Source organism: Mixta hanseatica (genome assembly GCF_023517775.1).
GTDB classification, from domain to species: domain Bacteria; phylum Pseudomonadota; class Gammaproteobacteria; order Enterobacterales; family Enterobacteriaceae; genus Mixta; species Mixta hanseatica.
The window spans coordinates 2,133,004-2,159,449 of sequence record NZ_CP082904.1 but is presented as its reverse complement, the minus strand read 5'-3'; the positions used below and the strand labels follow the sequence as shown (position 1 = coordinate 2,159,449).

Annotated in this window: 19 protein-coding genes and 3 pseudogenes; 16 read left to right on the top strand and 6 right to left on the bottom strand. The window is 53.4% G+C overall.

All coding sequences use genetic code 11. The annotated features are described in order from the left end of the window. Positions 1-146 precede the first annotated feature (146 nt). The gene (locus K6958_RS10460) at positions 147-887 is read left to right on the top strand and encodes a nitroreductase family protein (protein WP_249891059.1); all 741 of its coding nucleotides are present in this window, start codon (positions 147-149) and stop codon (positions 885-887) included. A 52-nt stretch (positions 888-939) separates the two neighbouring features. On the opposite strand, the gene tyrP is transcribed toward K6958_RS10460, so the two are convergent. Then, positions 940-2,151 carry a tyrosine transporter TyrP gene (tyrP, locus tag K6958_RS10455; protein ID WP_249891058.1) on the bottom strand — a complete coding sequence of 404 codons (1,212 nt, stop codon included), beginning with the start codon at positions 2,149-2,151 and terminating at the stop codon, positions 940-942. 242 nt (positions 2,152-2,393) lie between these two features. Here tyrP and K6958_RS10450 point away from each other — a divergent pair, with 242 nt between their 5' ends. The 4 genes and pseudogenes from K6958_RS10450 to K6958_RS10435 form a co-directional block, all read left to right on the top strand. Then, complete coding sequence (locus K6958_RS10450) at positions 2,394-3,416, top strand: LLM class flavin-dependent oxidoreductase (protein WP_249891057.1); 1,023 nt, start codon at positions 2,394-2,396, stop codon at positions 3,414-3,416. A gap of 125 nt (positions 3,417-3,541) precedes the next feature. Next, a pseudogene (locus tag K6958_RS10445) lies at positions 3,542-4,449 on the top strand (isopenicillin N synthase family dioxygenase); the annotation flags it as partial. Beyond that, positions 4,421-4,882: pseudogene (locus K6958_RS10440) on the top strand (methionine ABC transporter ATP-binding protein); the annotation flags it as partial. The pseudogenes K6958_RS10445 and K6958_RS10440, both read left to right, overlap by 29 nt. Positions 4,883-4,887: 5 nt before the next feature. Continuing rightward, positions 4,888-5,186: pseudogene (locus tag K6958_RS10435) on the top strand (metal ABC transporter permease); the annotation flags it as partial. Positions 5,187-5,305: 119 nt separating this feature from the next. On the opposite strand, the gene dcuR reads toward K6958_RS10435, so the two are convergent. Continuing rightward, positions 5,306-6,019 (bottom strand): two-component system response regulator DcuR, encoded by a 714-nt coding sequence (gene dcuR / locus K6958_RS10430; RefSeq protein WP_249891055.1) that lies wholly within the window; start codon positions 6,017-6,019, stop codon positions 5,306-5,308. A gap of 5 nt (positions 6,020-6,024) precedes the next feature. Continuing rightward, positions 6,025-7,647: a sensor histidine kinase gene (locus K6958_RS10425; protein ID WP_434085156.1), complete on the bottom strand. Its 1,623-nt coding sequence runs from the start codon at positions 7,645-7,647 to the stop codon at positions 6,025-6,027. A gap of 156 nt (positions 7,648-7,803) precedes the next feature. On the opposite strand from K6958_RS10425, the gene mqo reads away from it, so the two are divergent. Then, positions 7,804-9,453: a malate dehydrogenase (quinone) gene (gene mqo, locus K6958_RS10420; RefSeq protein WP_249894567.1), complete on the top strand. Its 1,650-nt coding sequence runs from the start codon at positions 7,804-7,806 to the stop codon at positions 9,451-9,453. 82 nt (positions 9,454-9,535) lie between these two features. Here the strand turns inward: mqo and K6958_RS10415 are convergent, their stop codons facing one another. Further along, positions 9,536-11,950 carry an AAA family ATPase gene (locus K6958_RS10415; protein WP_249894566.1) on the bottom strand — a complete coding sequence of 805 codons (2,415 nt, stop codon included), beginning with the start codon at positions 11,948-11,950 and terminating at the stop codon, positions 9,536-9,538. A gap of 604 nt (positions 11,951-12,554) precedes the next feature. On the opposite strand from K6958_RS10415, the gene K6958_RS10410 reads away from it, so the two are divergent. From K6958_RS10410 to K6958_RS10400, 3 genes are all read left to right on the top strand, one after another. Continuing rightward, the gene (locus K6958_RS10410) at positions 12,555-15,038 is read left to right on the top strand and encodes a hypothetical protein (RefSeq protein ID WP_249894565.1); all 2,484 of its coding nucleotides are present in this window, start codon (positions 12,555-12,557) and stop codon (positions 15,036-15,038) included. Positions 15,039-15,179: 141 nt separating this feature from the next. Then, entirely contained in the window at positions 15,180-15,857 is a 678-nt protein-coding gene (locus K6958_RS10405) for a hypothetical protein (protein ID WP_249894564.1), read from the top strand. Then, complete coding sequence (locus K6958_RS10400) at positions 15,850-16,557, top strand: RES family NAD+ phosphorylase (RefSeq protein ID WP_249894563.1); 708 nt, start codon at positions 15,850-15,852, stop codon at positions 16,555-16,557. The genes K6958_RS10405 and K6958_RS10400 overlap by 8 nt, the downstream gene beginning before the upstream one ends. A 175-nt stretch (positions 16,558-16,732) precedes the next feature. On the opposite strand, the gene K6958_RS10395 is transcribed toward K6958_RS10400, so the two are convergent. Then, the gene (locus K6958_RS10395; protein WP_249894562.1) at positions 16,733-17,251 is read right to left on the bottom strand and encodes a GrpB family protein; all 519 of its coding nucleotides are present in this window, start codon (positions 17,249-17,251) and stop codon (positions 16,733-16,735) included. Positions 17,252-17,701: 450 nt separating this feature from the next. On the opposite strand from K6958_RS10395, the gene K6958_RS10390 reads away from it, so the two are divergent. From K6958_RS10390 to K6958_RS10375, 4 genes are all read left to right on the top strand, one after another. Beyond that, complete coding sequence (locus K6958_RS10390; RefSeq protein ID WP_249894561.1) at positions 17,702-18,736, top strand: tyrosine-type recombinase/integrase; 1,035 nt, start codon at positions 17,702-17,704, stop codon at positions 18,734-18,736. A 119-nt stretch (positions 18,737-18,855) separates the two neighbouring features. Beyond that, complete coding sequence (locus K6958_RS10385; RefSeq protein WP_249894560.1) at positions 18,856-19,656, top strand: MetQ/NlpA family ABC transporter substrate-binding protein; 801 nt, start codon at positions 18,856-18,858, stop codon at positions 19,654-19,656. Between the two features lie 165 nt (positions 19,657-19,821). Continuing rightward, positions 19,822-20,784, top strand: coding sequence for an apurinic/apyrimidinic endonuclease family protein (locus tag K6958_RS10380; RefSeq protein WP_249894559.1), 963 nt, complete (start codon positions 19,822-19,824; stop codon positions 20,782-20,784). 110 nt (positions 20,785-20,894) lie between these two features. Further along, complete coding sequence (locus K6958_RS10375; protein WP_249894558.1) at positions 20,895-21,929, top strand: nickel/cobalt transporter; 1,035 nt, start codon at positions 20,895-20,897, stop codon at positions 21,927-21,929. Here K6958_RS10375 and K6958_RS10370 read toward each other — a convergent pair. Next, positions 21,926-22,831 (bottom strand): LysR family transcriptional regulator, encoded by a 906-nt coding sequence (locus K6958_RS10370; protein WP_249894557.1) that lies wholly within the window; start codon positions 22,829-22,831, stop codon positions 21,926-21,928. The genes K6958_RS10375 and K6958_RS10370 overlap by 4 nt on opposite strands. Before the next feature lie 98 nt (positions 22,832-22,929). On the opposite strand from K6958_RS10370, the gene K6958_RS10365 reads away from it, so the two are divergent. The 3 genes from K6958_RS10365 to hpxO all read left to right on the top strand — a co-directional run bounded on the left by K6958_RS10365 (position 22,930) and on the right by hpxO (position 26,422). After that, positions 22,930-23,997: an SDR family oxidoreductase gene (locus K6958_RS10365; protein ID WP_249894556.1), complete on the top strand. Its 1,068-nt coding sequence runs from the start codon at positions 22,930-22,932 to the stop codon at positions 23,995-23,997. Between the two features lie 172 nt (positions 23,998-24,169). Continuing rightward, positions 24,170-25,093, top strand: a complete 924-nt coding sequence (gene glsB, locus K6958_RS10360) for a glutaminase B (protein ID WP_249894555.1) — start codon at positions 24,170-24,172, stop codon at positions 25,091-25,093. Positions 25,094-25,264: 171 nt separating this feature from the next. Further along, a complete protein-coding gene (gene hpxO / locus K6958_RS10355) occupies positions 25,265-26,422 on the top strand; it encodes an FAD-dependent urate hydroxylase HpxO (protein WP_249894554.1) in 1,158 nt (385 codons plus the stop codon). Positions 26,423-26,446: the final 24 nt, after the last annotated feature.

Genomic DNA, 26,446 nt, shown 5'->3' with positions numbered 1-26,446 from the left:
TGCCGATTGGGCCGGGCGTTTGGCCGCAACTGCCGTAAATTGCGCGCCAGGGAGGGCGTATTGACAGCATCGGCGGCACAGAGTGCGAAGCCGCTAGAATCACGCTCCTCTACACTTCGCCGGAATCTTATAACAAGGGAAAAGTCATGAATCCGGTAATTGACACACTTATTAATCACCGCAGCGATCGCAGCTATCTGGATAAAGCCGTCCCGGATGACATTCTGGATAATATTATCCTGGCGGCTTACCGTGCCCCGACCTCAGTTCACTCGCAACAGGTTTCGGTGATCGTTACGCGTGATAAAGCCACCAGGGCGAAAATCGCCGAGCTGGCGGGCGGCCAGCCGTGGATCGCACAGGCGCCGGTGTTTATCACCTTTGTGCTGGATATGCATAAAACGCGTGAGGCAATGAATCTGATTGATGAGCAGCATATCGCGCATGAAAGTATTGAAAGCATCGTTTCCGGCAGCACCGACGTCGGGATTGCACTGGCATCTGCCATGGCAGCTGCCCATGCGCAGGGGCTGGGTGTGGTGCCGATTGGCGGAATGAGAAGAAGCCCGGCGGAGTTTATCGAACTGTTCGATCTGCCACCGCTGACCTTCCCGCTGGTGGGCCTGGCGCTGGGCTATGTCGATCGTCCTGCCGATCTGAAGCCGCGTCTGCCGATGTCGACGTTCCGCCATGAAGAGAAATATCAGACGGAAGGCATGGTTGAGAAAATTGGCGAATTCAACCAGCAACTGGAGCAGCACTGGCGTGATATTAAGCGCGACGGCGGCGAAAACTGGAGCCAGACCGTAGCTAACTACTATAAAAACATCTACTTCCCGGACGTATTGCCGGCGCTATTAAAACAGGGCTTCGGCAAGGATAAATAATCCTGACGCCCGACAAAAACGGAGGCCAGGCCTCCGTTTTTTATTAAATCTCTTATCCCACTTCCGGCAGCCAGCCCAGCGCCATCAATAGCTGAATGACGATGACGCCGATACCGCAGAGAAACACCAACAGCAGAGCCGGTTTGCCACCCACGACGTGATAATTCGCCGCGCCGTGCCGCTGGCGGCTACGCCATACCAGCAGAGAGGGAATAATCAGCGCCAGCACCGCCAGCGCCACGCCGGCATAGCCCAGCGCCAACACAAAACCCTGCGGATAGAAAAGAGCAAACAGCAGCGGCGGCAGAAAGGTCATCAGTCCACTTTGCAGTCGCCCTGTAACGCTGGCGTTACGCTTGCAGATATCAGCCAGATAATCGAACAGACCCAGCGATACGCCTAAAAAGGAGGTGGCCAGCGCCAGATCGGCGAACAGATGCACCGCCAGCTCAACGTGCGGCGAAGCGACAATCTCACGAATCGCCTGTAACAGGCCATTCAGCCCGGCATGGCTGGCGAGCAGGGCGCTAAAGGCGGTTTGATCGATAGCGCCGAGCGTCGCCAGCTGCCAGAAGATATAGGCTACCAGCGGGATCGCGCTGCCGGTGATAAACACCCAGCGCAGCTTGCGCAGGTCGCCGTTCAGATAGCTGATAATGCTGGGCACACTGCCGTGAAAGCCAAACGAGGTAAAGATCACCGGAATGGCGGCCAGCACCAGGCCTTTCTCCAGCGGCAGCGACAGCAGGTTGGTTTGATGGATATGCGGCATCATCAGCCCCAGCATCACTACCAGCAAAATGATCTTGGCGCTGAATAACAGGCGATTAAACATATCCACCATAGAGGTGCCGACGCAGACAATACTGCCCGCTACCAGGGTAAACAGTAAAACGCCGCTGCTGGCGGAGATCTCAGTAGAGAACCACTGGCTCAGGCTGGTCGCCAGTAATTCGCCCGCGCCGCTGATATAGGCGGCAGTCAGGGCATACAGCAAGAACAGCATGCTAAAGCCGGTCAGCCACTGGCCCGGCCGGCCAAGATAACGCTGGGTAAGCGTGCCCAGCCCGGTATCCGCTGAGGCGTGCTGATAAACCTCTACCAGCAGCAGCGCGGTATAACACATTAACGCCCACAGTCCGACCAGCAACAGCAGGGTGACGCCGGGTCCGATACCGGCGGCTGCCAACGGCATCGCCAACATGCCGGCGCCGATAGTGGTGCCAGCCACAAGAAAAATACTGCCAAAAATGCGGTTCTTCACGCTTTCCCCTGAATGTCCGGTTCCGCTTTCATCTTCGTGCGCGCAGGGTAAGGGAAGCTTTACACTCCGTCAAATATTCATGACAGATAGCCAGGCTGTGGCTGTACAACAAATTTTACCGCTAAAAATCCTGTTCCTCGCGCCAGAGAAGATGCTTTCCAACTGACGGGCCGCTACAGTTAACGGATGAAAAGCCGCACTAATCGTGCCGCTTAACCCGCATCTATACAGAAGGCAACAGCATGAAAAAAATTGGATTTCTGTCATTTGGCCATTGGGGACCGTCGTTCCAGTCGGCAACGCGTACCGCCGCTGATGCGCTGCAGCAATCGATCGAACTGGCCGAGGCGGCGGAAGACCTGGGAGCGGACGGCGCTTACTTCCGCGTGCATCACTTTGCCCGTCAGCTTAGCGCGCCGTTTCCCTTGCTGGCGGCAGTGGGCGCGCGCACGCGACGTATTGAAATCGGCACTGGCGTGATCGATATGCGCTATGAGAATCCGTTTTATATGGCGGAAGAGGCGGGCGTAGCCGATTTAATCAGCGGCGGCCGCCTGCAGCTGGGCATCAGCCGTGGTTCGCCAGAGCAGGTGATTGATGGCTGGCGCTATTTCGGCTATCAGCCGCAGGAAGAGGAAAGCGACGCGGATATGGGGCGACGTCATAGCGAAGTATTGCTTGATGTGCTGCGCGGCGAAGGATTTGCCAAACCGAATCCGCAGCCGATGTTTGCCAATCCGCCGGGGCTGTTACGACCGGAGCCTTTTTCCGAAGGGCTGCGCGATCGTATCTGGTGGGGATCGGGTTCCAACGCCACCGCGGTCTGGGCGGCAAAGCTGGGGATGAATCTGCAGAGCTCCACGCTGAAGGATGATGAAACCGGCGAAGCGTTTCATATTCAGCAGGCTAAGCAGATCCGTGCCTGGCGCGCCGCCTGGCTGGAGGCTGGGCATGCACGCAAACCGCGGGTTTCGGTAAGCCGCAGCATTTTCCCGTTAGTTAACGAACAGGATCGCGCTTACTTTGGCGCCAGCAGACAGGAGGGCGATCAGGTGGGTTATCTGGATGAGAAAACGCGGGCAATTTTTGGCCGCAGCTATGCCGCAGAGCCGGAACAACTGATTGCGCAACTGAAACAGGATGAGGCGATCGCCGAAGCGGATACGCTGTTGCTGACGATCCCTAACCAGCTGGGCGTGGACTATTGCGCGCACGTGCTGGAAGCGATTTTGACTCAGGTCGCGCCTGAGCTGGGCTGGCGCTAAGCACAACGGAATATACTCATTTCTACGGGTTGCATATTGATAGCAGGATTACTTCGTAGTTAAGCAGCTAACGAAGTGGCAATGTTGTTTTATTCTCTGCAACCCGGTCATTAATAATGAGTAAGTTGAATTCGTTAACGCTGCCGATCGTTAATTTTGCCCACTTATCATCGGGCGCAGGGGCCGAGCGCACAGCATTGCTTGAAAACCTGGGCCAGGCCGCGCGCGACGTCGGTTTCTTTTATCTGATCAATCATGGCATTGATCGTGAATTATTAGATAACGTACAACGCGTTACGCGCGCTTTTTTTGCCCTGCCGCAGGATGAGAAGCTAAAAGTTAGCATGGCCAACTCGCCGCACTTTCGCGGTTACAATCTGGCCGGCGTAGAAATCACCCGCCGCCAGCCCGATTTTCGTGAACAATTTGATATCGGCGCCGAGCGGGAAGCGTTGCCCATCACCGCCGAACCGCCGATTCCCCCAGCTGGCAACGGATGCAGGGGCCGAATCAATGGCCGTCCGCCTTGCCCGAACTGCAAAGCATCCTTACTCAATGGCAGCAGGCGATGACCCAAGTCGCGCTGGAGTTGCTGCGCGCTTTTGCCGAAGCGCTACATCTGCCGCGTAACGCCTTCGATAACCTGTATGGCGACTATCCTAATGAACACATCAAGCTAATTCGCTATCCCGGTCGTACGGATAGCGAATCCCGTCAGGGCGTTGGCGCCCATAAAGATTCCGGCTTCCTGACGCTGCTGCTGCAGGATGACCAACCCGGCCTCGAAGTGGAAGTGATGCCCGATAACTGGGTTGCCGCGTCGCCGCTGCCTGGTTCCTTCGTGGTGAATATCGGGGAATTGCTGGAGCTGGCAACCAATGGCTATCTGCGCGCCACGGTGCATCGTGTGGTATCGCCGCAGGCGGCGCATCAGCGCCTCTCTATGGCCTTTTTCCTTGGCGCCCAGCTCGATAAGGTGGTGCCGATTTATCAGCTCCCGGCGTCGCCGTCAGCGTCAGCAAATGGGCATGATATTTCAGCATTTCAATTTGCTGCACTCGCGCAATGTGCATGACAACATCGATTTGCCGCTGGAAATTGCCGGCGTTGCCGCGAAAGAACGGCGTCAGCGGGTAGACGCGCTGTTGCAGCTGGTGGGGCTGGAAACATTCGCTGGCGCCTGGCCATCGCAACTTTCCGGCGGGCAGAAGCAACGCGTTGGTATTGCGCGCGCGCTGGCGGCGCAGCCACGTTATTTGTTGTGTGACGAAGCGACCAGCGCTCTCGACCCGGAAACCACCGGATCGATTCTTGATTTGTTGGCCGATATTCAGCAGAAGCTCAACATTACTATCGTGCTGATTACTCATGAAATGGCAGTGGTGAAACGTATTTGCCACGGCGCGGCGTTGCTGGAGCATGGCCAGCTGGTGGAGAGCGGCAGCATTGCCCAAATTATGAGTCGGAGTTGCTGCTGAATGCCACGGGAGAAACCTCTATATGGTGCTAATCGCCGCGCTGTTTACTATAGCGCTGGGCCTGCCAGTCGGCGTGCTGCTGTTTCTGACGCGTAAAGAGGGCATTTTACCTAACCGCAGCGTCTCATTGCTGCTCAATGTGCTGGTTAACACCGGACGCGCCTTACCGTTTGTGGTGCTGTTGATTGCGCTGATCCCCTTTACGCGTTTACTGGTTGGCACCACGCTCGGCAGCACAGCAGCGATTGTCCCGATTACCCTTGGCGCCTTTCCCTTTTTTGCGCGTATCGTCGTTGAAGGCGCTACGCCGGATAATCACTGACTGGCATAAAGTTACTGGTTTTATCAGGGCGTGCCTGGTTGCACTTTATAGACAGGCCGGTAAAAGGGAAATTTTACCGGCCGCGCGTATTAGCAATAGTGCTTTAGCAGGGAGTGATATTCCGCCTGCAGGCGATAACGGTAAACTGGCCTGCCGGTGGCGCCGTAATGAATGGTGGTGAACAGAATATTAATTTCCGCCAGCCAGATAAGATATTTACGACAGGAGACGCGCGAGATATTGACCTCAGCGGCCAGTTCATCGGTGGAAAACTCCCGGTCGGGATGCTCATCAATCCACTGGCATAAGGTGCGTAATGTTTGCGGCGTTAATCCTTTCGGCAGCCGTTTTTGCTCAGTGGGGTTGGAACGGCCATGAATTAAGCGATCAAGCTCCGCCTGTTGGTAATATTGCTGATTATCCATCTGCGAGCGTTTCTGTCGCCAGTGGGTTAATGCTTCCTCAAAACGAGAGAACTGGAAAGGTTTGATCAGGTAGTCGACCACACCATAGTTAAGCGATGCTTTGATGGTGGCTGCATCCGCTGCGGACGAGATAATAATCACATCCACGGGATAGTGAGAATGACGTAGCTCTGTCAGTAGATCCAGTCCGTTTTCCTGCTGCATGTAGATATCCAGCAGGATGAGATCTACAGGCGGTTCGATTTGTAGTAATCGATCTTTGGCCTGCTGTAAGGTCGATGCGGTACCACAGCAGGTCAACCCTGGGATCTGTTCAATGTAGCAACGGTTAAGCTCAGCGACCATCGCATCATCGTCGACCACTAATACATTCATCATAAAGCTTAATTTCCTTTATCCCACGGGAGTTGTACAAAAAATTGGGTATAGACGCCCGGTTCCGATTCGACGCTAATATTCCCGCCAAGGCTTTCTGTTTGCTGTTTAACCAAAAACAGGCCCATCCCGCGTTCATCGCCTTTTGAAGAAAAACCTTTAGTGAAAATGGCACTTGCCAGCGGGGCGGGAATACCCGGGCCGTCATCGCTGACCTCGCAGGACAACCATCCATTCTGGTAATGCAGCAACAGATGTATTTCGCCTTCCTGCTGCTGGTCTAACGCTTCCAGCGCATTCTCAATCAGGTTTCCCAGGATGCTTACCAGCGCCGCAACCTGTTTTTCGCTGCCGCTGTCAGGCAGATAACTGGCCTCGTTCAGAATTAAGCGATGCCCCTTATCCGATGCCCGGTTAATTTTACTTAACAAACATCCTGCTATTATCGGCGGCTTAATGCGTTGCAACAGGGAGCCGATCTCGGTCTGATAATTATTTGCGGTTTTTAATATATAGGCTTCCATCTGGGCATAGTTTTTCATATGCAGCAGCCCGAGGATAACGTGCAGTTTATTCATAAACTCATGGGAGCGTTCACGTAACGCATCGACATAGTTTACCATGCCGTCGAGACGCTGCATCAGCTGGCTGATTTCCGTTTTATCGCGGAAGGTACATACCGCGCCGATAATTCGTTTGTGACTGCGCACCGGCACCGTATTGCTGATCATAATGCGTCCCTGCACGTTAAGTTCTCCATCGTAGCGGGCCGTGCCGTCATGCAGCGCGTCCCGCAGATGGCTTAACATCAGCGAATGCTCAGGGATGCGATCGCCGCTGAGCGGCGCTTCGATCGCTGTTTCCCGCAACAGCTGCTGCGCGGCCTGATTAATCAGCGTCACGCGCGCATCGGCATCCACCGCAATGACGCCTTCCTTTACCGAATCAAGAATCGCCTGCCGCTGTTCAAACAGGCTGGAAATCTCATGTGGCTCCAGCCCCAGCAGAATCGTCTTCAGGCGCCTGACCAATATCAGCACGCCTAATATGCCTACCGAACCGCCCAGCAAAATAGTCCAGAAAATATTCCAGCGGCTTCGATTAATTTGTGCCGTGACATCGCTAAGGGAGATGCCGATCGCTACCACGCCGATTTGCTGGTGGCGCGTATTAAATACCGGTGTGAATACGCGTAAGGCTTCAACCAGCGTACCGTGATTAACCGAGACGTTTTCATGACCGGCCAGCGCTGGTTGCAGATCCTGGCCAATAAAACGTTTATTAACTAAAGCGCTATTAGCATGTGAATAACGCACGCCTTGCATATCGGTTACGGTGACAAACAGCAGATCGTTACGCTTTTGCACCGCTTTGGCGACAGGCTGGATAATACCCTGGTCAGCGGGCAGGGTCAGGCCGCGCTGAATTTGCGGATCTTCAGCCAGCGTGCGCGCAACAGCTAAGGCCTTATCTTTCACATGCGAATGAGTGAAATTATCGATCTGAATAAAATAGAGAAGGTGAACGCTAAGCAGCACCGTAAATATCACCCCAACCATCATTAACGTAGCCAGGGTACTGAGTTTCATTGGGCGCTTAGGCGCGGGCGTGAGCTGTGGTGACAGATTCATTAATTGCATTCTTAGCGTGAGGTGTTTAGTAACTAAAGTTACTCGCGGATCGATTTTTTTAATTAAGTAACTAAAAATATATCAACTAATCAGTAACAATATTTTAAAGTTACCCAGTATTTTTTAACCGTTACAGCGATATATTGAAGATTAAGCATGATTAAATCAACAAAAGTACTGCCTTCGCTTTCCCTTTTGGCCCTGTTAGTCACTTCCGCAGCGCATGCTGAAACTACACCAGAGAAAACTGATGTATTACTGATCGGCGGCGGCATTATGAGCGCTTCATTAGGAACCTTCCTTGAAGAGCTGCAGCCTGACTGGAAACAGATCATGGTTGAAAAACTCGACGGCGTCGCGCTGGAATCCTCTAATGGCTGGAACAATGCCGGTACCGGTCACTCAGCGAACATGGAACTGAACTACACGCCAGAGCGCGCGGACGGTTCAATCGATGTGACGAAAGCGTTAGAAATCAACGAAGCCTTTATGATCTCCCGTCAGTTCTGGTCGGCGCAGGTTAAAAGCGGTGTGTTGAATAATCCGCACTCCTTTATCAACTCCACGGCGCACATGAGCTTTGTCTGGGGCGATAAGAACGTGGACTATCTGAGCCGTCGTTATCAGGCGCTGCAGAAAACTGTGCTGTTCCAGGGCATGAAATTCTCTACCGATCATAAGCAGATTGAACAATGGTCGCCACTGATTATGGAAGGCCGCGATCCGCAGCAGAAAGTAGCCGCGACCTGGACGCCGGTGGGCACCGATGTTAACTATGGCGAAATCACCCGTCAGCTGATCGGCAGTCTGAAGAAGAACGATAACTTCAAGCTGGAAACCTCGTCTGAAGTTACTGATTTCAAACGTAACGGCGATAATTCCTGGCATGTTACTATCAAAGATGCCAAAAATGGCGAAACGCGTGCCGTTGATGCCAAATATGTCTTTATCGGTGCTGGTGGCGGGGCGCTGAAGCTGCTGCAGGAAACCGGTATTCCGGAAGCGGATAACTATGCAGGCTTCCCGGTTGGCGGCTCTTTCCTGGTAACCGAAAATCCGGCAATTGCCAAGCGTCATAACCAGAAAGTGTATGGTCAGGCTTCCGTGGGCGCGCCGCCGATGTCTGTTCCGCATCTGGATTCCCGCTATCTGGATGGCAAACAGGTTGTGCTGTTCGGACCTTTTGCGACGTTCTCAACCAAGTTCCTGAAAAACGGATCGTTGTTTGATCTGCTGAGCACCACCACTACCAATAACTTCATGCCGATGACGCATGTTGGTATGGATAACTTTGATCTGGTCAAATATCTGATTGGTCAGGTAATGCTGAGCGACGATGACCGTTTCGCGGCGCTGAAAGAGTACTATCCGAATGCGAAGAAAGAAGACTGGCACCTGATTCAGGCGGGTCAGCGCGTACAGATCATCAAGAAAGACGCAGAGAAGGGCGGCGTGCTGAAACTGGGCACTGAAATCGTCACCGATCAGCAGAAAACTGTCGCGGCATTGTTGGGCGCATCTCCGGGCGCATCAACCGCAGCACCGATTGCGCTGAACGTGGTTAAGCAGCTGTTCCCTGAGCAGTTCAAGACCCCGGAATGGCAGGCGAAAATCCGTAACTTCGTACCGAGCTACGGCAAGAAGCTGAACGACGACCCGGCGCTGGCACAGCAGGTGTGGAACGATACTGCGGCTACGCTGCAGCTGACCAAACCGCCAGTGATTAATATGGCCGGTAAATCTACTGACGCGCCGGCAGCTCAGGCGCCGAAAGCGGCAGAACCGCAGCACGATATGGCGCTGTAAGGTTAGCTTAACCGGCGGATGTAGAACATTGCATTCCCCGGTTCGGTAAATAAAAAGGCTGGTTTTTAACCAGCCTTTTTTATTATTGCGGATCGCCAACTCTTTTTTGCAGTTGTCTGGCCAGCCAGGGCGCAGTAAGGCTTTGTGCTGACTGACTCACTTCTTCAGGCGTGCCTGCCGCAACGATGCGGCCGCCGTTCACTCCCGAACCTGGCCCCAGGTCGATAACCCAGTCCGCTTCTGATGCGATGCGCATATCATGTTCAGCCATAACCACGGTATTGCCACGTTGAACCAGCTGATCCAGTACCCGCATTAACTTATCCATATCGGAAGGGTGTAAACCCGAGGATGGCTCGTCCAGCAGATAGAGGGTTTTGCCGCGTTGTACCCGTTGCAGCTCCCAGGCCAGTTTAATGCGCTGGCACTCGCCGCCAGATAACTCCGTTGCTGGCTGTCCTAATTTCAAATAGCCCAGCCCCAGGGCGGTAAGCGCCGTCAGAGAACGTTGAATGGACGGATTGTTTTTGAACGCCTCCACGGCATCGTCCACCGTCAGGTCAAGAACATCAGCAATGGTTCTGTTCTCCCAGCGTACCGCAAGCGTCTCCTCGTTGTAGCGGGTGCCGCCGCAGGTTGAGCAGGGCGCGCTGGCTTCAGGCATAAACAGCAGTTCAATGATGATTTGTCCCTGGCCCTCACAGACCGGACAGCGACCGGCGGGAAGATTGAAGGAAAAACGGCTGGCATCAAAGCCTCTGCGCTTAGCTTCCTCGGTTTCTGCAAACAGTTTACGTACCGTGTCGAAAAAACCGGTGTATGTCGCCAGGTTTGAGCGCGGGGTACGTCCGATAGGGCGCTGATCGATGCGTACCAGCCGTTGAAGTAAAGCGGCGCCGGAAATGATTTTCCCCTTTATTTCTAAGGCGACATCTTCTTCCTGCTTATCCTCATCCGTATGCGTTTTATCAAGCCGCTCAAGCAATGCAGGTAGCACGCGCGCCAGCAGCGTTGACTTACCCGAACCGGAAACGCCGGTAATTACCGTCATGCGTTCAAGCGGAATAGCGGCATCAAGCATTGAAATATTGTTGCAGCTAACCTGTGCCAGTTTGAGCCAGCTATCAGGGGCGTGACGCTGGCGCAAGCCGCTATGGCTTTGATTAAAAAGATACCCAGCCGTACGTGATGCCGCGATGTTTGCCAGCCCAGCCGGGACGCCGCTATATACCACTTCGCCGCCCAGACGGCCCGGGCCAGGACCGACTTCGATCAGCCAGTCGGCTTCAGAAATGACATCAAGGTTGTGCTCAACGATGGCCAGCGAGTTGCCGGCATCCAGAAGCGAGCGCAACGACTGCATCAGCGCTTTGACATCTTCCGGGTGCAGCCCGGCAGAGGGTTCATCCAGAACATACAGCACGCCGAAAAGCCGGGAAATCAGCTGTGTCGCCAGCCGTATCCGCTGCAGCTCCCCGGATGACAGCATGGTGGTTCGTCGCCCCAACGCAAGGTGCCCAAGCCCTAATTCATCCAGCTGATCAAGGCGTCGACAGATATCAGCGCTCATTCGGATCACCGCTTCCCGAAGCGCCATCTCTTCAGGAAGGTCGGCGGATGTGCCTTGCGCGTAGGGATGAAGTAATGCTCTGAGCTGCGTCACCGTTAATTCTCCCAGCTCGGCGATATTGTAGCCCGCAAATTTGACGGAAAGGGCGTGTTGATTCAGCCTTTTTCCGTGGCACGCCGGGCAAGAAGCAATGGTGACAAAAGGCGCAAGGCGTTTTTTAACGGACTCCTTCCCGCTGGCATAGCTTTGCAGCACATATCTCCGGGCGCTGGTATAGGTGCCGTTGTAAGATGGCTCCATGCCAGCGGCTATCGCCGCTTTGCGCTGTTCAGCATTCAGGCCAGAAAATACCGGAAGAGTGGGCTGCTCATCGGTAAACAATATCCATTGCTGTGCTTTCAGGGGCAGCGTTTCCCAGGGCGCATCAATATCATAGCCCAGCGCGTCAAGAATGGTGCGCAGGTTTTTAGCCTGCCAGCCGTTAGGCCATGAAGCGATAGCTCCTTCGCGGATGCTTAATGATTTATCGGGTACCATCGCCTCTGGTTTAACTTCATGAACCCTGCCCAGGCCCTGGCAAACCGGACAGGCTCCCTGAGGATTATTTGGGGAAAATGCCTCTGCAGCCAGAAACGGGATGCCAGCCGGTTTTATGCCAGCGCGCGAGAACAGCAAACGCAGGGTGACCGAGATACGGGTCAGACTGCCGACCGTGGAACGTTCCTGCGCGCCGGCACGACTCTGTTGCAGGGCGACAGCCGGTGGCAGGCCATCAATGTTATCCACTTCAGGCACCGAAGCCTGCTCAATCAAGCGACGCGCGTGCGGTGCGATGGATTCCATATATCTTCGCTGTGCTTCAGCATAAATCGTATCAAAGGCCAGCGAGGATTTGCCCGAACCGGAAACGCCGGTAAAGATAACCATTGCATCCCGGGGGAATGAGAGGGAAACATCTTTCAGATTATGCGTTCTCGCTCCGTGTACGCGAATGTCAGAACTGACACTTTGGCGTGGAACGGCTGAAGTGCGTTCAGTTCTGTTGGTGCTCATAGTTTCTCCATGTTAGCAATGCCGTTTCTGTCACAAAGTTACATTTTGCCAGAGCGGGCCGCGCCTGTTTTTTTCAAGACCAGGCAATAGTAAAAAGACCAGAATCTCCTTTCTGCCGGTGACAGGGGAACAGGAATAAAAAAATGGCTTTTCGGCTTATTCGAAAATCATGCCGTTTATCGTTGGATCTAAACTCGGTTGTTTTCGGTTATTAATTAATTTATTTAATCATCACAATAAATTTCACTCAAAGACAAAGCCAGCGTAATTACTTATAGCTGTAGAAGTAAAAAGTAAGACGCCAGCTCTACTGGCACACTTTTACCTCATTCTGGGTCGTGATTGATCCCGGTGTACACCATTAAACGTTTCCGCTCCTGGGGAAACTTACCGCTAATGCCGTACGCAAACGCTGTAGCGCGTCTACAGTGATGTTTCGTGCGCGTTATCTAACTAACTGGTGTACAAGGAGTTTAATATGGCTTCGACGCGTCCTGTCCCTTATAGCGAGAATGGCCTGATTCCCAGCGCCATTCAGCTCGTATCTCCGATTATTATAGATAGTGTTTCCGGTAACGATCTGCTTAATGCCCGGGAAAAACAGGTTGATCAGCTTATTTCTGGCCGCGTCTCTGAGGAGATTGCCGTAGGCGAAAGCGTCACCGTTGAGGCGTTTGGCCAACGCTGGCAAGCCACGGTAGGCAATGACCGCGTCTGGAGCCTGCAAGTGCCTGCCAGCGATATTTTATCTTTTCCCGCCGGCGACACGGTGCTCTCGGCCGCCGTTAACGATATGGATGGCAATCAACGTTTCGCGGCCAAATCATTAACCCTTCAGGCCGGGAGCGGCAATGAATATTCCGCCCGCATTGAGGTTAACCCTGTTGCTGACGACGCCATTCTTAATGCGATCGTCGCGGGAGAGACCCTCTCATTTTCCGGGCGGACCTATAACGTCGCCAGCGGAAAGACGGTTACGGTAACGCTTAACGATCAGGATTACACCACGCAGGTACAGCCGGGAGGATTCTGGCGTATCACAGTACCAAATGAGGATTTGCAGGCGTTAGATAATGGTAGAGCATCGTTACTGGCTTCCGTCGCCGATCTGACGGAAACCGCCGCAACGTCACAGCCGCTATTGGTGGCGCACGGCGTAACGGAAGCGGGTAGCTTAACGCTGAATGCGATCGCGGGCGATGACATTCTTGATGCCAATGAAGCGCAGGGGTTGTTAAGTGTGAGTGGCATCAGCCAGGGGATTACAGCAGGAAACACCGTCGAGGTGGTGGTGAATGATATCTATCATTATGCCCTTATTCAGGAGGATGGCAGTTGGCAGGTCACGCTGACTCACGACGAAGTGGAAAGCCTGGTTGAAGGTGAAAATTACGTTTACGTAAACAGCTATGATGAATTTTATCGCTATAGCGCCGATACTTCCGTTTTTATCGTTGACCGTGTTCCGCCGTACCAGCCCATTACCATTGATAATGTCAGTGGCGACAACAGTTTTTATGGCCGAGAGAAGCGCGTCGATCAGGTTATCTCCGGCATGCTGGATGAGAGTAATGCCGACTGGCAGCAGTTAACGGTACAGTTGAACGGTAAAAGCTATAACGCTACGTTAACCCATGAAGGGGCCTGGAGCGCGGTGATCCCCAGCGCGGATATGCTGGCCCTGCCGGTGGGGAATGTGCTGTTACGCGCTCAGGCCATCAGTGAAAACGGCGATATCTACACCAGTAATAAAGTTATCGATGTTGCCGGCGGGCGGGGCAATAGCTACTCGGCCCGAGTCACGCTCAATCCGCTCGCGGAGGATAGCGTATTTAATGCGCTTGAAAATTATCAGGATCTTTCTGTTAGCGGCAGGGCTTATAATGCGGCCAGCGGTAAAACCATCACGGTCACGCTCAATGGCGAACACTATACCACTGAGGTACAGGATGGGGGTTACTGGCAGCTTAACATCCCTCGTGATGCGCTTCATGCGCTGAGTTTAGGAACCGCGACGCTGTTGGCAAGCCTTGCCGATCTCGGCGAGACGGCAACCAGCGTACAGATCATCAACGTTAATAAACCTCAGCCGCAGATTGATATTGATCCCTTCACCGGCGATAACTCGCTTTCACTGGCGGAAAGCCAACAGGATCAACCGTTAACCGGAACCGCGCAGCACATCCAGTCTGGGCAGAACATTACTATTACGCTGGGTGGAAAGGATTACTCTGCGGTGACATCGACGGATGGCCACTGGGCAACGTTAATCCCCGCTGCGGATTTGCAGGTGCTGACTAATGACAGCGAAGTGATTGAAGCGCGGGTAACAACGGAGCGGGGTGTGGAGGTCAGCACCGCTGAGCTATTGCTTATCCAGGATCCTCCGCGCGGCTACATCACCATGTCGCCCGTCAGCGAGGACTACATCCTGACGCCTGAAGAGGCGCTTAGCCCGCTTACAATCAGCGGAACGCTTGAAGGTCCGTTTGCTCCCGGCAGCCGGCTCGAAATGGTTATCGGTGACAGTATTTACTACACCATTCCTGATGGTTCGACATGGAGCTTCACGCTGTCTCCTGCGGAGCTGGCGCTATTGGAAGAGGGATCCAATACGGTTTATGTGCGAACCAACGACGCCTTTGGCCATGAAGTCACCGCCGTTCAGTCGCTGTTGGTGGATAAGGCAGATATAGCCGATGCGCTGACGCTGGATGCCTTAGGGTTGCAGGCGCCTCACGAACAGGACGCGCTACTGTTGCTGGCCAATGATAACGGCGAGCCGCCACGGGAGAGCTTACCGATACAGACGGAGACGCCGGTTTCGTTGGCCACACCTGTCAGTGAAATATGGAGCACGGTGATGCAGGACAGGGCGAGTGAAACATCAAATCTGCCGGTAATGGAGAATGCGCTGGCAGAAATGTTGGTTCAGCATCACTCGCTGCTCCCGAATGGTTGATGGGCTGATGGACTGATGGTTGAGACGTTGGGTGTAAAGGCGGGCCGTGTAGCAGGGGCATAAAAGAGAGGAACGCTTTGGAGGGTTATCATGGATATGATATTATTAAATCATGTTGATAACCCATGCAGGAGAGCATCCATGAGTGTCCAGAAAGAGCACCCTGGGGTTTCCACCCTGATTGGAACCCCGAAAGAAGTGAGAGTCCGTCTCGACAAGTCCCATGCCAGGCAAGTGCTGGTTGTCTCTTTTGAGCACCAGAATCATCACGAGACAAAGGTTCTGATGGAAAACCTGTCAAACATGGCGTCTTCTATGTACGGGGTGTTTCAACAGCAGCAGCAAAGTCGTGCAACGCTGGATCGCCTGGCAGAGGCGCTGGTGCCACCTAAACCTGCGTCGCCACACATTATTAAAGAAGTGGCAATGTTGGTTAAAGCGCGCAAGGCCGTGCTGGAAAGTGGTGACTGGCTAACTGCTGCTGAACTGACAGAGCTGGCGCAGTTAAGCACCGCCAACCCAAGTGCGCAGCCGAATAAATGGAAGAAGACCGGCCGCATCTTTGCCATCCATCATAATGGTGTTGATTACTTCCCGGCCTATGGTCTGAACAAGGATGAGGGCTTCCGGCCTCTGAAAGCACTGGCTCATGTGATCGAGGTGTTTGAAAGTCATAAAGATAGTTGGGGGATGGCGTTCTGGTTTTTGTCGGCCAACAGCTTTCTGGGCGGGAAACGGCCACAGGACATGCTGGCTACGCAGCCTGAGCAGGTGATTGCAGCGGCCAGGGATGAAGTTCAGGGGATAGAGCATGGCTAAGCGTCCCGCCAAAGCAAAAGCGGCGTCGGAGCAACCCAAGCAGGATGACGCCTGGAATACGCCGCTGCCTCATTCTGGCCTCCTGAAGACAACAACGTACTCGTTAAAGAAAGGGACCCTATTGCACCGCGTCCATCAAGAGCAGTATGCGGCCGACCAGTTTAATCCTGGCCAGCGCGGCAACGCGCGCTTCAGCCCTATACAGGATGCTGAAGGTGAGCCCATCCCGACTATGTACGCGGGGGTAACCAAAGACTGTGCCATGATGGAGACGGTGTTTCATGATGTCTCATTTGCGCCTGGAGTTAAAACTTACGATAAAAGCAAGCTGAAGGGGCAGGTGCATTCCACACTTGAGGTCGTCGAGGATCTGGAACTACTGGACCTTGCCAGTGTGTCGTTGCGTAAGCTGGGTATTACTCGCAAAGCGTTAATCGACACCGAAAAGGATCAGTACTCAATGACCCGAAAATGGGCCGAAAAGCTTTATCAGCAAAGCCTGACGGCGCAGGGGCTGGCATGGGTATCGAGGCAGGATGACACCGCACGTGCGATGATGCTATTTGGTGATCGGATTACCCCAGGATCGCTTTGCCAGACCGGTGAGTCACTCAGCCTGGTTCACGATCCCGCTACTTACGACGATGTGCTCGATCTTGCTGACAGGCTTGATGTCCTTATTGTGCCGGGCAAGGACTGACTGGTTGTTGACTAATGATCTATAAGAAGGGGACGCATGAGATAAGTGAATGATTGATGGTGGCTTGTAAATGCTTATGAACAATATATTCCCCCTATGCAATTTAACATAATATACATTATGCGCACCAATATATCTGAGCCAGTTGGCGTGGTTCTCAGGCTCAATGTTATAGCTATCTGGCCCTCAGCTCCTCCAGCGCCCGTTTTTCATGGCAACCGATAAACGCGCTTTTCAGCTGACTATAGATGGCTGAACTGTCGCCACATGCTGCAACGGCTTTGCGCTTAGTCTCGGCATACTGCTCAGCAATTTCATGATGTCTACGCAGATAATCCCTGAAGGCTAAATGCCTGACGATATGCTGGCTTCCGTTTTCAAATGCATGCACGTGATGCGTACGGCTGTCACCGCCCTTAACAAAATAACGTCGACCTGCAATGCCATATTCACCACGCGGTATGTATCCCATCGCTTTGATTGCCGCATCGCTCTCGTCCAGTTCTTGCAGGCTTTTCACGACGAATAAAATATCAATGATCGGCTTGGCTGCCAGCCCCGTTACTGCGGTGCTGCCGATATGCTCTATGTTCAGCAACAGATCGGATAAAACATTGTTGAATTGACTCGCTTCTTTTTTATACGCGGCTGGCCAGTCAGGATTGTATGGTTCAACAGTGATGATTCTCGGCATGATTTCCCTTATTCAGGCGGCGCTGCTTACATCAGCCAATTTTAGTCCTGCTGTGCAATGTCAGTAGCCTTCAGTCTATTTTCATCGCAGTCGTTATGCCAATAAGACGTCAGACCTAATTTTATTCCGCTCGCCCTGGCACAAAAAAGCTTACCGGAAGGCTATTAATATTTATAGCTGCCTTTCAACGAGCGCCACGGAAACAGGCCGTCTTTACCCTCTCCTTTGCGATCGTTTGAGGATCCTGCTGCTTAACCTTATATAATGGGACTTATATAAAGTTATGACAGCGTATTATCAGGCAGGTATGATGATCGGCGCCCTTAACCAGGCAAATTTACGCCGCTATTTTGGTGGCGCTACGTGAATTCTGCAGCATAACTACCCTGCTTATTCCTCAGATTTCACGTAGCGCGATCAAAGGCAATATGGACATTTACCGAGCTAAAAATGACAAAAATTATCCAACAGGATGCGCAACTACCGGCCTTGATTGCCGATGACAACATCGCCGAACAGCTGCGCGCGTTTGTGCAGGATCGTGACGCTTTCTCGCCGAATACCTGGCGCCAGCTGCTAAGCGTAATGCGTATTTGTCATCACTGGGCTACGGAAAACGGTCGGTGCTTTTTGCCGATGACGCCTGAAGATTTGCGGGATTACCTGACCTGGTTGCAGGCAAGCGGCCGCGCTTCTTCTACTATCGCCACGCACGCATCGCTTATTTCCATGCTGCATCGTAACGCCGGACTACTTCCACCGAATAGTTCTCCTGCGGTGTTCCGCGCCATGAAGAAAATCAACCGTGTGGCCGTGGTCTCTGGCGAACGCACCGGCCAGGCCGTCCCTTTTTGTTTATCAGATTTAAAGGCGCTTGATAGCCGATGGCAAAACTCCGCGCAATTAAAAGAAGTGCGTAATCTGGCATTTTTGCATGTGGCGTACAGTACGCTGCTGCGTGTGAGCGAACTGGCGCGTCTGCGGGTCAGCGATATTACCCGCGCTGACGATGGCCGCATTATCCTTGATGTCGCCTGGACAAAAACCATTGTTCAAACCGGTGGATTGATTAAGGCGCTTAGCACCTTATCTTCTCTACGCCTCACCGAATGGATAAACCTTGCCGGACTTACCAGCGAGCCGGATGCCTTTCTTTTCTGTCCGGTACATCGCGCGAATAAAGCCCTGATAACCGCGCACCGCCCTTTAAGCACGCCGGCGCTGGAGGATATTTTTATCCATGCCTGGCGAGAAGTTGGGCAAGGTCAGCCAAAGGGTAACAAAAATCGTTATCGCGGCTGGAGCGGGCACAGCGCCCGCGTGGGCGCCGCTCAGGATATGGCGAAACAAGGTTATGCCGTGGCGCAGATCATGCAGGAAGGCACGTGGAAGAAACCGGAAACCCTGATGCGCTACATCCGTAACGTTGATGCCCATACTGGCGCGATGATCGACCTGATGGAAAAGAAAATCGGCCAGCTGTGATCATTACTCTGAGAAGCGCTACGGACAACTGAAATTTTAACTAACGCAACGCTTACGGATGTACAGACGTCTGGATGTATATTATAGTGGTTTTCTAACACTTATAAGGGAACTACAGAATGAAAAAAACACTGCTCACGGTACTGCTTGCCGCATCTGTAACGCTGCTCAGCGCCTGTGATAACGACAGCGAGAATAAAATCAAAGTAGCCATCAATACCGGGCCCGATCAGCAATTATGGGAAACCGTTAAGCAGGTTGCTCACGATAAGTATAAGCTTGATGTCGATGTGGTGGCCTTTAACGACTACGTACAGCCAAACGAAGCGCTGTTTAACAAAGACGTTGACGCTAACGCTTTCCAGAGCTTGCCCTATCTGGAAATGCAGTCGAAAGAGCGCGGCTATCGTTTTGCGGTAGTGACTAATACCTTTGTTTTCCCGATCGCGGGCTACTCACACAAGATCAAATCGCTGAAAGAACTGCCGGATGGCGCGACCATCACCATTTCCAATGAGGCCACTACGCTGGGTCGTAGCCTGTTGCTGCTGCAGGCGCAGGGCTTGATCACCGTTAAGCCGGAAGCCGGTCTGCTGCCGACTACGCTGGATATCACCTCTAACCCGAAAAAAATTAAATTCGTTGAGGTTGATACGCCACAGCTGGCCCGCACCCTGGACGATCCGCAGGTTTATGTTTCCATCATCAATAACAACTTCGCGGCGCTGGTTAATCTCTCTGCGTCACGCGACGGCATGTTTATGGAAGGCAAAGCCTCTCCTTATGTTAATGCCATCGTGGCGCGTGAAGATAACAAAGACAGCCCAAATGTTCAGAAGCTGAAAGAAGCCTTCCAGTCACAGGAAGTGCTTAACAAAGCCAACGAACTGTATAAAGGCGATATTATCAAAGGCTGGTAATCTTCTCTGATGCAGGCCGCGCAGGCCATCCTTGCGCGGCTTTTCTCTGCCACACCTGCTGTTCCGCTTTCAGCCAAATAACTATCGTCGCCCTTTCCTCTCCTGTTTTTAGCCATTTCTCTGTTAACTGTTACACTTAAGTATGCCCGACAGACAGGAGAAATCATGAAATTAGGCTTTGCGTGCAAATATTTGAATGCTGATTTAAAACAGCCTTTTCCGTTCAAAGCCACCACCCGGAAGCGATTTCTGGGTCTGAATAATAATGAAGAACGAACGCGTCTGATTTATGAATTAGCTAAAAATAACCTGGTTAATTTATTTCAAACGCTGGAGCAGTTGGCTTTGCTGCCGGATGATTTACGCATGATGCGTATTGGCAGCGATCTGTTACCTTTATATACCGTGCCTGAAGCCACGCCGTTGTATAATGAATTTCTGCCCGATCTTTTGCCGCTGTTTATTAAATGTGGTGATTTTGCTAAGGCCAATAATATCCGCCTCTCTTTCCATCCGGGACAATATTCAGTACTGGCTTCTGAAGATGAGTCGGTGGTAGTTAGATCATTGGAGGATGTGGAATATCATGCACTTTGCGCAAAGTTGATGGGATATGGCCGCGAATTCCAGGATTTTAAGATCAATATCCATATGAACGGCAAAAAAGGCTTTGCCGGTTTTAGAGATTCCTTCGGCAAGCTGAGTCCGGAAGCCAGGCTGATGCTGACGGTAGAGAATGACGAAATATCCTGCTCGCTGGATGATGTATTACAGGCCAAAGCCCTGTGCCCGGTGGTGTTAGATATTCACCATCACTGGGTGAAAGAAAACGAATTTATTAAACCTGACGATCCCCGTATCGTCACAGTGAAAGAGTCATGGCGCGGCGTCAGGCCGGTGTTGCACTACTCTATTTCGCAGGAAGGATTAATTCCTGATCAGGGTTTTCCCGACCAATGTTTATTAGGCTTGTCGAAAATGAAATTTCGCTCGCATTCCGATTATTATTTCAACAGCACATTAAATGACTGGGCATTGTCATTTATCGATTTCGATATTATGTGCGAAGTGAAAATGAAAAATCTGGCCCGGGATCGGCTGTATGAATATCGTCAGACGACCCGTTAGCGACGGGATCCTATCTTGTTATCGACAGGGGCATTGTGTCGCCGTCTGCCTGCAACACGAATGACTTAGCGTATATACTGAACACAGTTTTTTCTTAATCTGGATGCCTTATGCTCAGTCGCGCGCGCTTCTCTGGCAGGCAAAGCCTGGGAATTATCGCCACGCTGTTAGCGCTGCTGGCGCTGCTTTGTTGGTGGAACTGGAGTGATTTCTTAGCCTGGAGCCTGGCGACGCAGATTACGCTGCATCGTTATCTGGTGCTGCATCTGCTGCAAATCAACAACGGTCAGTACAGCGGCGGGCTGTGGCTGCTGTTGTTTACCTTTCTGTATGGCGTGCTGCATGCGATTGGACCCGGCCACGGTAAGTTTGTTGTTACCACCTGGCTGAGTACGCAACAGCAGCACACGTCCACTGCGCTAAAAGCAGTACCGCTGGTTGGTAGCCTGGTGCAGGGGCTAAGCGCCATTTTATTCGTGTTTGTTCTGGCGGTGGGGTTTAACCTGGTAGCGGGTGATTTAAGCCTGAGCCGCTGGATTATGGAAAAAGTTAGCGCGCTGCTGATTGCCGCTTTTGGCGGCTGGATGCTACTACGCGGTCTGCGTGGTTTTCCGCTCGCTTTCGCCAACCGACAGGCGTTTTCAACACAGCCACCAGCCGATGCCGCCGGTTACACGCTGAGCGCCGCGCCGATGTCGCCCGATGCGATGCCCCATACACACACATCAACACATCATATGCACCAGCAATGCGGATGCGGTCATCATCATATTCCGCTGGTTCAGCCTGCTAACTGGAAAGAGCTGATCAGCGTAATTGCGGCCATTGGCTTACGCCCCTGCAGCGGCGCGATTACCGTTTTATTGTTCTCTAACGCTATCGGCATCGTGAAATGGGGCATGCTCGGCGTGATGACCATGGCGTTAGGCACCGGGCTTTCCCTGTTATTGCTCGCTATCGCCGTAACCCGCTTACGGGACACGGTAGCGGCTATCTGGCTACGTGAGTCGCCTGGCGCAACCACCAGCGTCCTGGCGCTGGTACGCATTGCCGGTGGCCTGTTGTTGCTGCTTTTTGCCCTGATTTTGTTTCTGACCGTGGTGCCGGTCAGCCCGAATGGGGATTTTATCGCTGCCGGCTGTTAGCGAATCGCTAAATGATGAAAGGTTTTCAGTAGCGCATCCACCTTTGGCAACAGCTGTTTCTTACGTGGCCAAACCAGCCAGAGCGGCAGGCCATCCAGCATCAGCTGCGGCAGGATGATCTTCACCCTGCCCGCCAGTTCCGCATCCCGGATTAGCCATGTCGCCATCTGCGCAATGCCCAGGCCGGCGCAGACCGCGCTCAACTGCGCTTCGCTGTCGCCAAAGGCCAGCGCGGAATTCACCGTACGGCTGGCGATCCGCCCGTCGGCGGCGATAAAGCGCCACGGCGTGGTTGTGCCGTCAACCCGATCATAGGCGATAGCGCGATGCTGTTGCAGCTCATCAAAATTCTGTGGGATACCATATTGCTGCAGATAGCCCGGCGCGGCGCAAAACACCAGCTGTTCGTTGCCCAGATAGCGCATGCCCAGCGAGGCGGGATAGTCTGCCGGACCGCCGATACGCACCGCGATATCGATATTCTCCTCAAACAGATCAACAAAGCGATCGGCAAAGGTCATATTGATCTGCAGATCGGGATAGTCGCGGCAAAAGTCATTAACCAGCGGCATCACATGCGTGCGGCCAAAGGTCATCGGTACGGCAACGCGCAGCCGCCCTACCGCATGGGTACGCTGCGCCGCCAGCACCGTTTCCGCTTCGCTTAACTCATTCACCACACGCTGACAGGTTTGATAATAGGCTTCTCCGGCATCGGTCAGACGCAGGCTACGTGTGGTGCGTTCAAACAGTCGCGATCCCAGACGCTGCTCCAGCCTGGCTATACTCTTACTGATAGCCGAGCTGGTCAGATTCAGCCGCTCGGCTGCCGCGCTGAAGCTACCCGCTTCTACCGTCGCTACAAACGGCATAATGCCCTTAAGCAAGTCATTGCCGATCATAATTAGTGAATCCTGTTCTGAAATCTTGTGAATTTATACCTCAGATATGAAATTAATTCCGCACTATGCTTATCTCTATCTGTTACACAGGAGGCTAAATGAGTAAGAAGGCATTGATTATTGGTGTGAGTGGCGTGGTTGGCAGCGCGCTGGCGGAAAAACTACAGGCGGATGGCTGGGAAGTTTATGGCCTGTCGCGCGGACGCGCGGCGGTGCCGCAAGGCTGTCACGCTTTGACCGCCGATCTGACTTCCCCGGAATCGGTTAACGCTGCGCTAAAAGATCTGCGTTTCGACAGTCTGTTCTTTAGCGTCTGGTCACGTCAGGCCAATGAGAAAGAGAATATTCGGGTGAACGGCGCAATGGTGCGCAACGTACTGGAAGCGATAGGCGAACGCCTGAAAGGCAGCCATGTGGCGTTGGTTACCGGCCTTAAACACTATCTGGGTCCGTTTGACGCTTATGGTAAAGGCAGCGTGCCGATGACGCCGTTCCGTGAGGAACAGGGTCGCCAGCCGGTCGATAACTTTTACTATGCGCAGGAAGATGAGCTGTTCGCCGCCGCAGAAAAATATGGCTGTACCTGGAGCGTGCATCGTCCGCATACCATTATTGGCTATGCGCTGGGCAACGCGATGAATATGGGCCAGACGCTGGCCGTCTACGCGACTCTGTGCAAAGAGACCGGCAAGCCGTTTATTTTCCCGGGTTCAGAAGCGCAGTGGAAGGGTGTGACCGACATGACCGATGCCAGCCTGTTAGCCGAGCAGCTGGAATGGGCCGCCACCTCGCCTGCGGCGAAAAATGAAGATTTCAATGTGGTTAACGGCGACGTTTTCCGCTGGCAATGGATGTGGGAACAAATCGCTGACTACTTTGGTATCAAAGCCGCGCCGTTCCCTGGCGACATGCAGCCGCTGGAAGGCCGTATGCTGAATGCCGATCACGACTGGGAAAAAATCGCTGAGAAATATCAGCTGCGCGAGAAGGATGTTACCCGCCTGGCCTCCTGGTGGCATACCGATGCCGATCTCGGCCGTCCGATGGAAGTGTTTACCGACATCAGCAAAAGCCGCAAAGCGGGCTTTACCGGCTATCGCAGCACGCGTGACGCTTTCTTTACGCTGTTTGATAAGCTGAAGGCCAACCGTATTATTCCCTCCTGATAGCCTTTAAGGGCGCTTTCCGTTTCCGCTGGCGAAAAGCACGGGACGACAAGCGCCAAATTCTTATCTATTGCGCGACGAATGAAAAATCAACAATGCATCACTGACCGTTGACGTCGCGCAAACAACCTCAGATCATGCTGCGCTATCTAACGTAACGGAGAAGGTTGTCGTGGCTGAACTCAGCAATGCTTTACTGGGAGAGATCCTGCATCAGGTGCGCCCTTTAACGCGTCAGGGCAAGGTTGCCGATTATATCCCGGCGCTGGCGCAGGTATCGCCTGACTATCTTGGCATTGCCGTTCTTACCCGTAACGGCGAGCTATTTCAGGCTGGCGATGCGCAAGTGCGTTTCTCTATTCAGTCTATTTCCAAAGTATTGTCGCTAACGCTGGCGCAAACGCGTTATCAGGAACAGGAGATTTGGCAGCGCGTAGGCAAAGAGCCTTCCGGCCAGCCCTTTAACTCTCTGGTGCAGCTGGAGATGGAACGTGGCAAGCCGCGTAATCCTTTTATCAACGCAGGGGCGCTGGTGATTTGCGATATGCTCGAAACTCGCCTGACCGCCCCGCGGCAAAGAATGTTGGAAGTGGTACGCCAGCTATGCGATGAACCGACGATTAATTACGATCGTCACGTTGCTCGCTCTGAGTTCGAACACTCCGCGCGTAATGCCGCTATCGCCTGGCTGATGAAATCCTTCGGCAACTTTGACAATGATGTGCCCGGCGTGCTGCAAACCTATTTTCACTACTGTTCGCTGGCGATGAGCTGTCAGGAGCTGGCGCGCTGTTTCTCCTATCTGGCGAATCAGGGCTATCCGCTGGGCAGCACCGCGCCGGTGCTGACGGTACGCCAGACGCGTCAGATTAATGCCCTGTTGATTACCAGTGGTATGTATGACGGCGCAGGCGAATTTGCCTGGCGGGTCGGGATGCCAGCGAAATCGGGCGTAGGCGGCGGAATTATTGCCATTATTCCCGGCGAGATGACTATTGCCGTCTGGTCGCCGGGTCTGGACGCCTCCGGCAACTCACTGGCGGGAACCGCTGCGCTGGAGCTGCTTTCCGAGCGGCTCGGCTGTTCAATCTTCTGATTATTACTGAAACAAAGGTTTCAACGCACAAAAAAATGCACCATTAAGGGTCGTTGGTCGTGCGGGTTGCCCTGTGAATGCGCAGCCGCAGCGGGAAAAGGGCCGTTTCTCCGCTCGGCAAAGCTGGTACAAAAGTTGCAACCTCCTGCTATCAACAGCAAGGAGACGGCAATGAAAGCGATCGTAATCGGTGGCGGTATTGGTGGAATGTGCGCGGCGCTGGCGCTGGAACAGAGCGGTTATCAAACCGAGGTCTATGAAGCGGTAAAAATTATCCGTCCGGTGGGCGCGGCTATCTCTATCTGGCCAAACGGCGTCAAATGCCTGAATTTTCTTGGCCTGAAGACGCAGCTGCAGGCGCTGGGCGGCAATATGGCGTTTATGGCCTATAACGATTTTCAGCACGGACAAACCCTGACCCGTTTCTCCATGAGACCGCTGGTGGAGAGCGTCGGCGAACGGCCATATCCGGTAGCGCGCGCCGATTTGCAGGCGATGTTGCTTGAGCGTTACGGTGCGCAGCGCGTTAACTTCGGCAAGCGCGTCAGCCATATAGAGCAGGATGCCACGGGCGTTACCGCCTGGTTTGAGGATGGCAGCGAGGCGCGCGGCGACTTTCTGATCGCCGCCGACGGCACCCACTCGGTCATCCGCGCCACGGTAACCGGCCAGCCCGCCGAGCGGCGCTATGCTGGCTACGTCAACTGGAATGGACTGGTCAGCATTGATGAGTCCATTGCGCCTGCCGATCAGTGGACCACCTTTGTCGGCGAAGGCAAACGGGTTTCGCTAATGCCGGTCAGCGGCAACCGTTTCTATTTCTTTTTTGACGTTCCGCTGCCGCAGGGACTGGCGGAAGATCGCAGCAGCGTGAAAGCAGACCTCACCCGCTATTTCAGCGGCTGGGCCGCGCCGGTACAGAAGCTGATCGCCGCTATTGATCCGCAAACCACCAACCGTATCGAAATCCATGATATCGACCCCTTCCCGCGGCTGGTAAAAGGCCGCGTCGCGCTGCTGGGCGATGCCGGACACAGCACCACGCCGGATATTGGTCAGGGCGGCTGTGCCGCAATGGAGGATGCAGTGGTGCTGGCATTAACGCTTCAGTCGCATTCGCTGGGAATTGAGGATGCGCTACGGCGCTATGAGGCGCGCCGCGCAGAGCGGGTAAAAGATCTGGTACTCAAGGCGCGCAGACGTTGCGATGTTACCCATGGCAAACAGCCGGAGGTGACGCAAGCCTGGTATGAGGAACTGAAACAGGAGACCGGCGAGCGCATCCTGAGCGGAATGCAGGAGACCATCATCGGCGGCCCGCTGGCATAAAAAAACCGGGCATAACGCCCGGCT

Excerpts from the sequence above, each read along its gene's own strand:
- K6958_RS10460 (WP_249891059.1), top strand. The coding sequence starts at position 147 with ATGAATCCGGTAATTGACACACTTATTAATCACCGCAGCGATCGCAGC.
- K6958_RS10450 (WP_249891057.1), top strand. The coding sequence starts at position 2,394 with ATGAAAAAAATTGGATTTCTGTCATTTGGCCATTGGGGACCGTCGTTC.
- dcuR (WP_249891055.1), bottom strand. The coding sequence starts at position 6,019 with ATGATGAATGTATTAGTGGTCGACGATGATGCGATGGTCGCTGAGCTT.
- K6958_RS10425 (WP_434085156.1), bottom strand. The coding sequence starts at position 7,647 with ATGAATCTGTCACCACAGCTCACGCCCGCGCCTAAGCGCCCAATGAAA.
- mqo (WP_249894567.1), top strand. The coding sequence starts at position 7,804 with ATGATTAAATCAACAAAAGTACTGCCTTCGCTTTCCCTTTTGGCCCTG.
- K6958_RS10415 (WP_249894566.1), bottom strand. The coding sequence starts at position 11,950 with ATGGTTATCTTTACCGGCGTTTCCGGTTCGGGCAAATCCTCGCTGGCC.
- K6958_RS10410 (WP_249894565.1), top strand. The coding sequence starts at position 12,555 with ATGGCTTCGACGCGTCCTGTCCCTTATAGCGAGAATGGCCTGATTCCC.
- K6958_RS10405 (WP_249894564.1), top strand. The coding sequence starts at position 15,180 with ATGAGTGTCCAGAAAGAGCACCCTGGGGTTTCCACCCTGATTGGAACC.
- K6958_RS10400 (WP_249894563.1), top strand. The coding sequence starts at position 15,850 with ATGGCTAAGCGTCCCGCCAAAGCAAAAGCGGCGTCGGAGCAACCCAAG.
- K6958_RS10395 (WP_249894562.1), bottom strand. The coding sequence starts at position 17,251 with ATGCCGAGAATCATCACTGTTGAACCATACAATCCTGACTGGCCAGCC.
- K6958_RS10390 (WP_249894561.1), top strand. The coding sequence starts at position 17,702 with ATGACAAAAATTATCCAACAGGATGCGCAACTACCGGCCTTGATTGCC.
- K6958_RS10385 (WP_249894560.1), top strand. The coding sequence starts at position 18,856 with ATGAAAAAAACACTGCTCACGGTACTGCTTGCCGCATCTGTAACGCTG.
- K6958_RS10380 (WP_249894559.1), top strand. The coding sequence starts at position 19,822 with ATGAAATTAGGCTTTGCGTGCAAATATTTGAATGCTGATTTAAAACAG.
- K6958_RS10375 (WP_249894558.1), top strand. The coding sequence starts at position 20,895 with ATGCTCAGTCGCGCGCGCTTCTCTGGCAGGCAAAGCCTGGGAATTATC.
- K6958_RS10370 (WP_249894557.1), bottom strand. The coding sequence starts at position 22,831 with ATGATCGGCAATGACTTGCTTAAGGGCATTATGCCGTTTGTAGCGACG.
- K6958_RS10365 (WP_249894556.1), top strand. The coding sequence starts at position 22,930 with ATGAGTAAGAAGGCATTGATTATTGGTGTGAGTGGCGTGGTTGGCAGC.
- hpxO (WP_249894554.1), top strand. The coding sequence starts at position 25,265 with ATGAAAGCGATCGTAATCGGTGGCGGTATTGGTGGAATGTGCGCGGCG.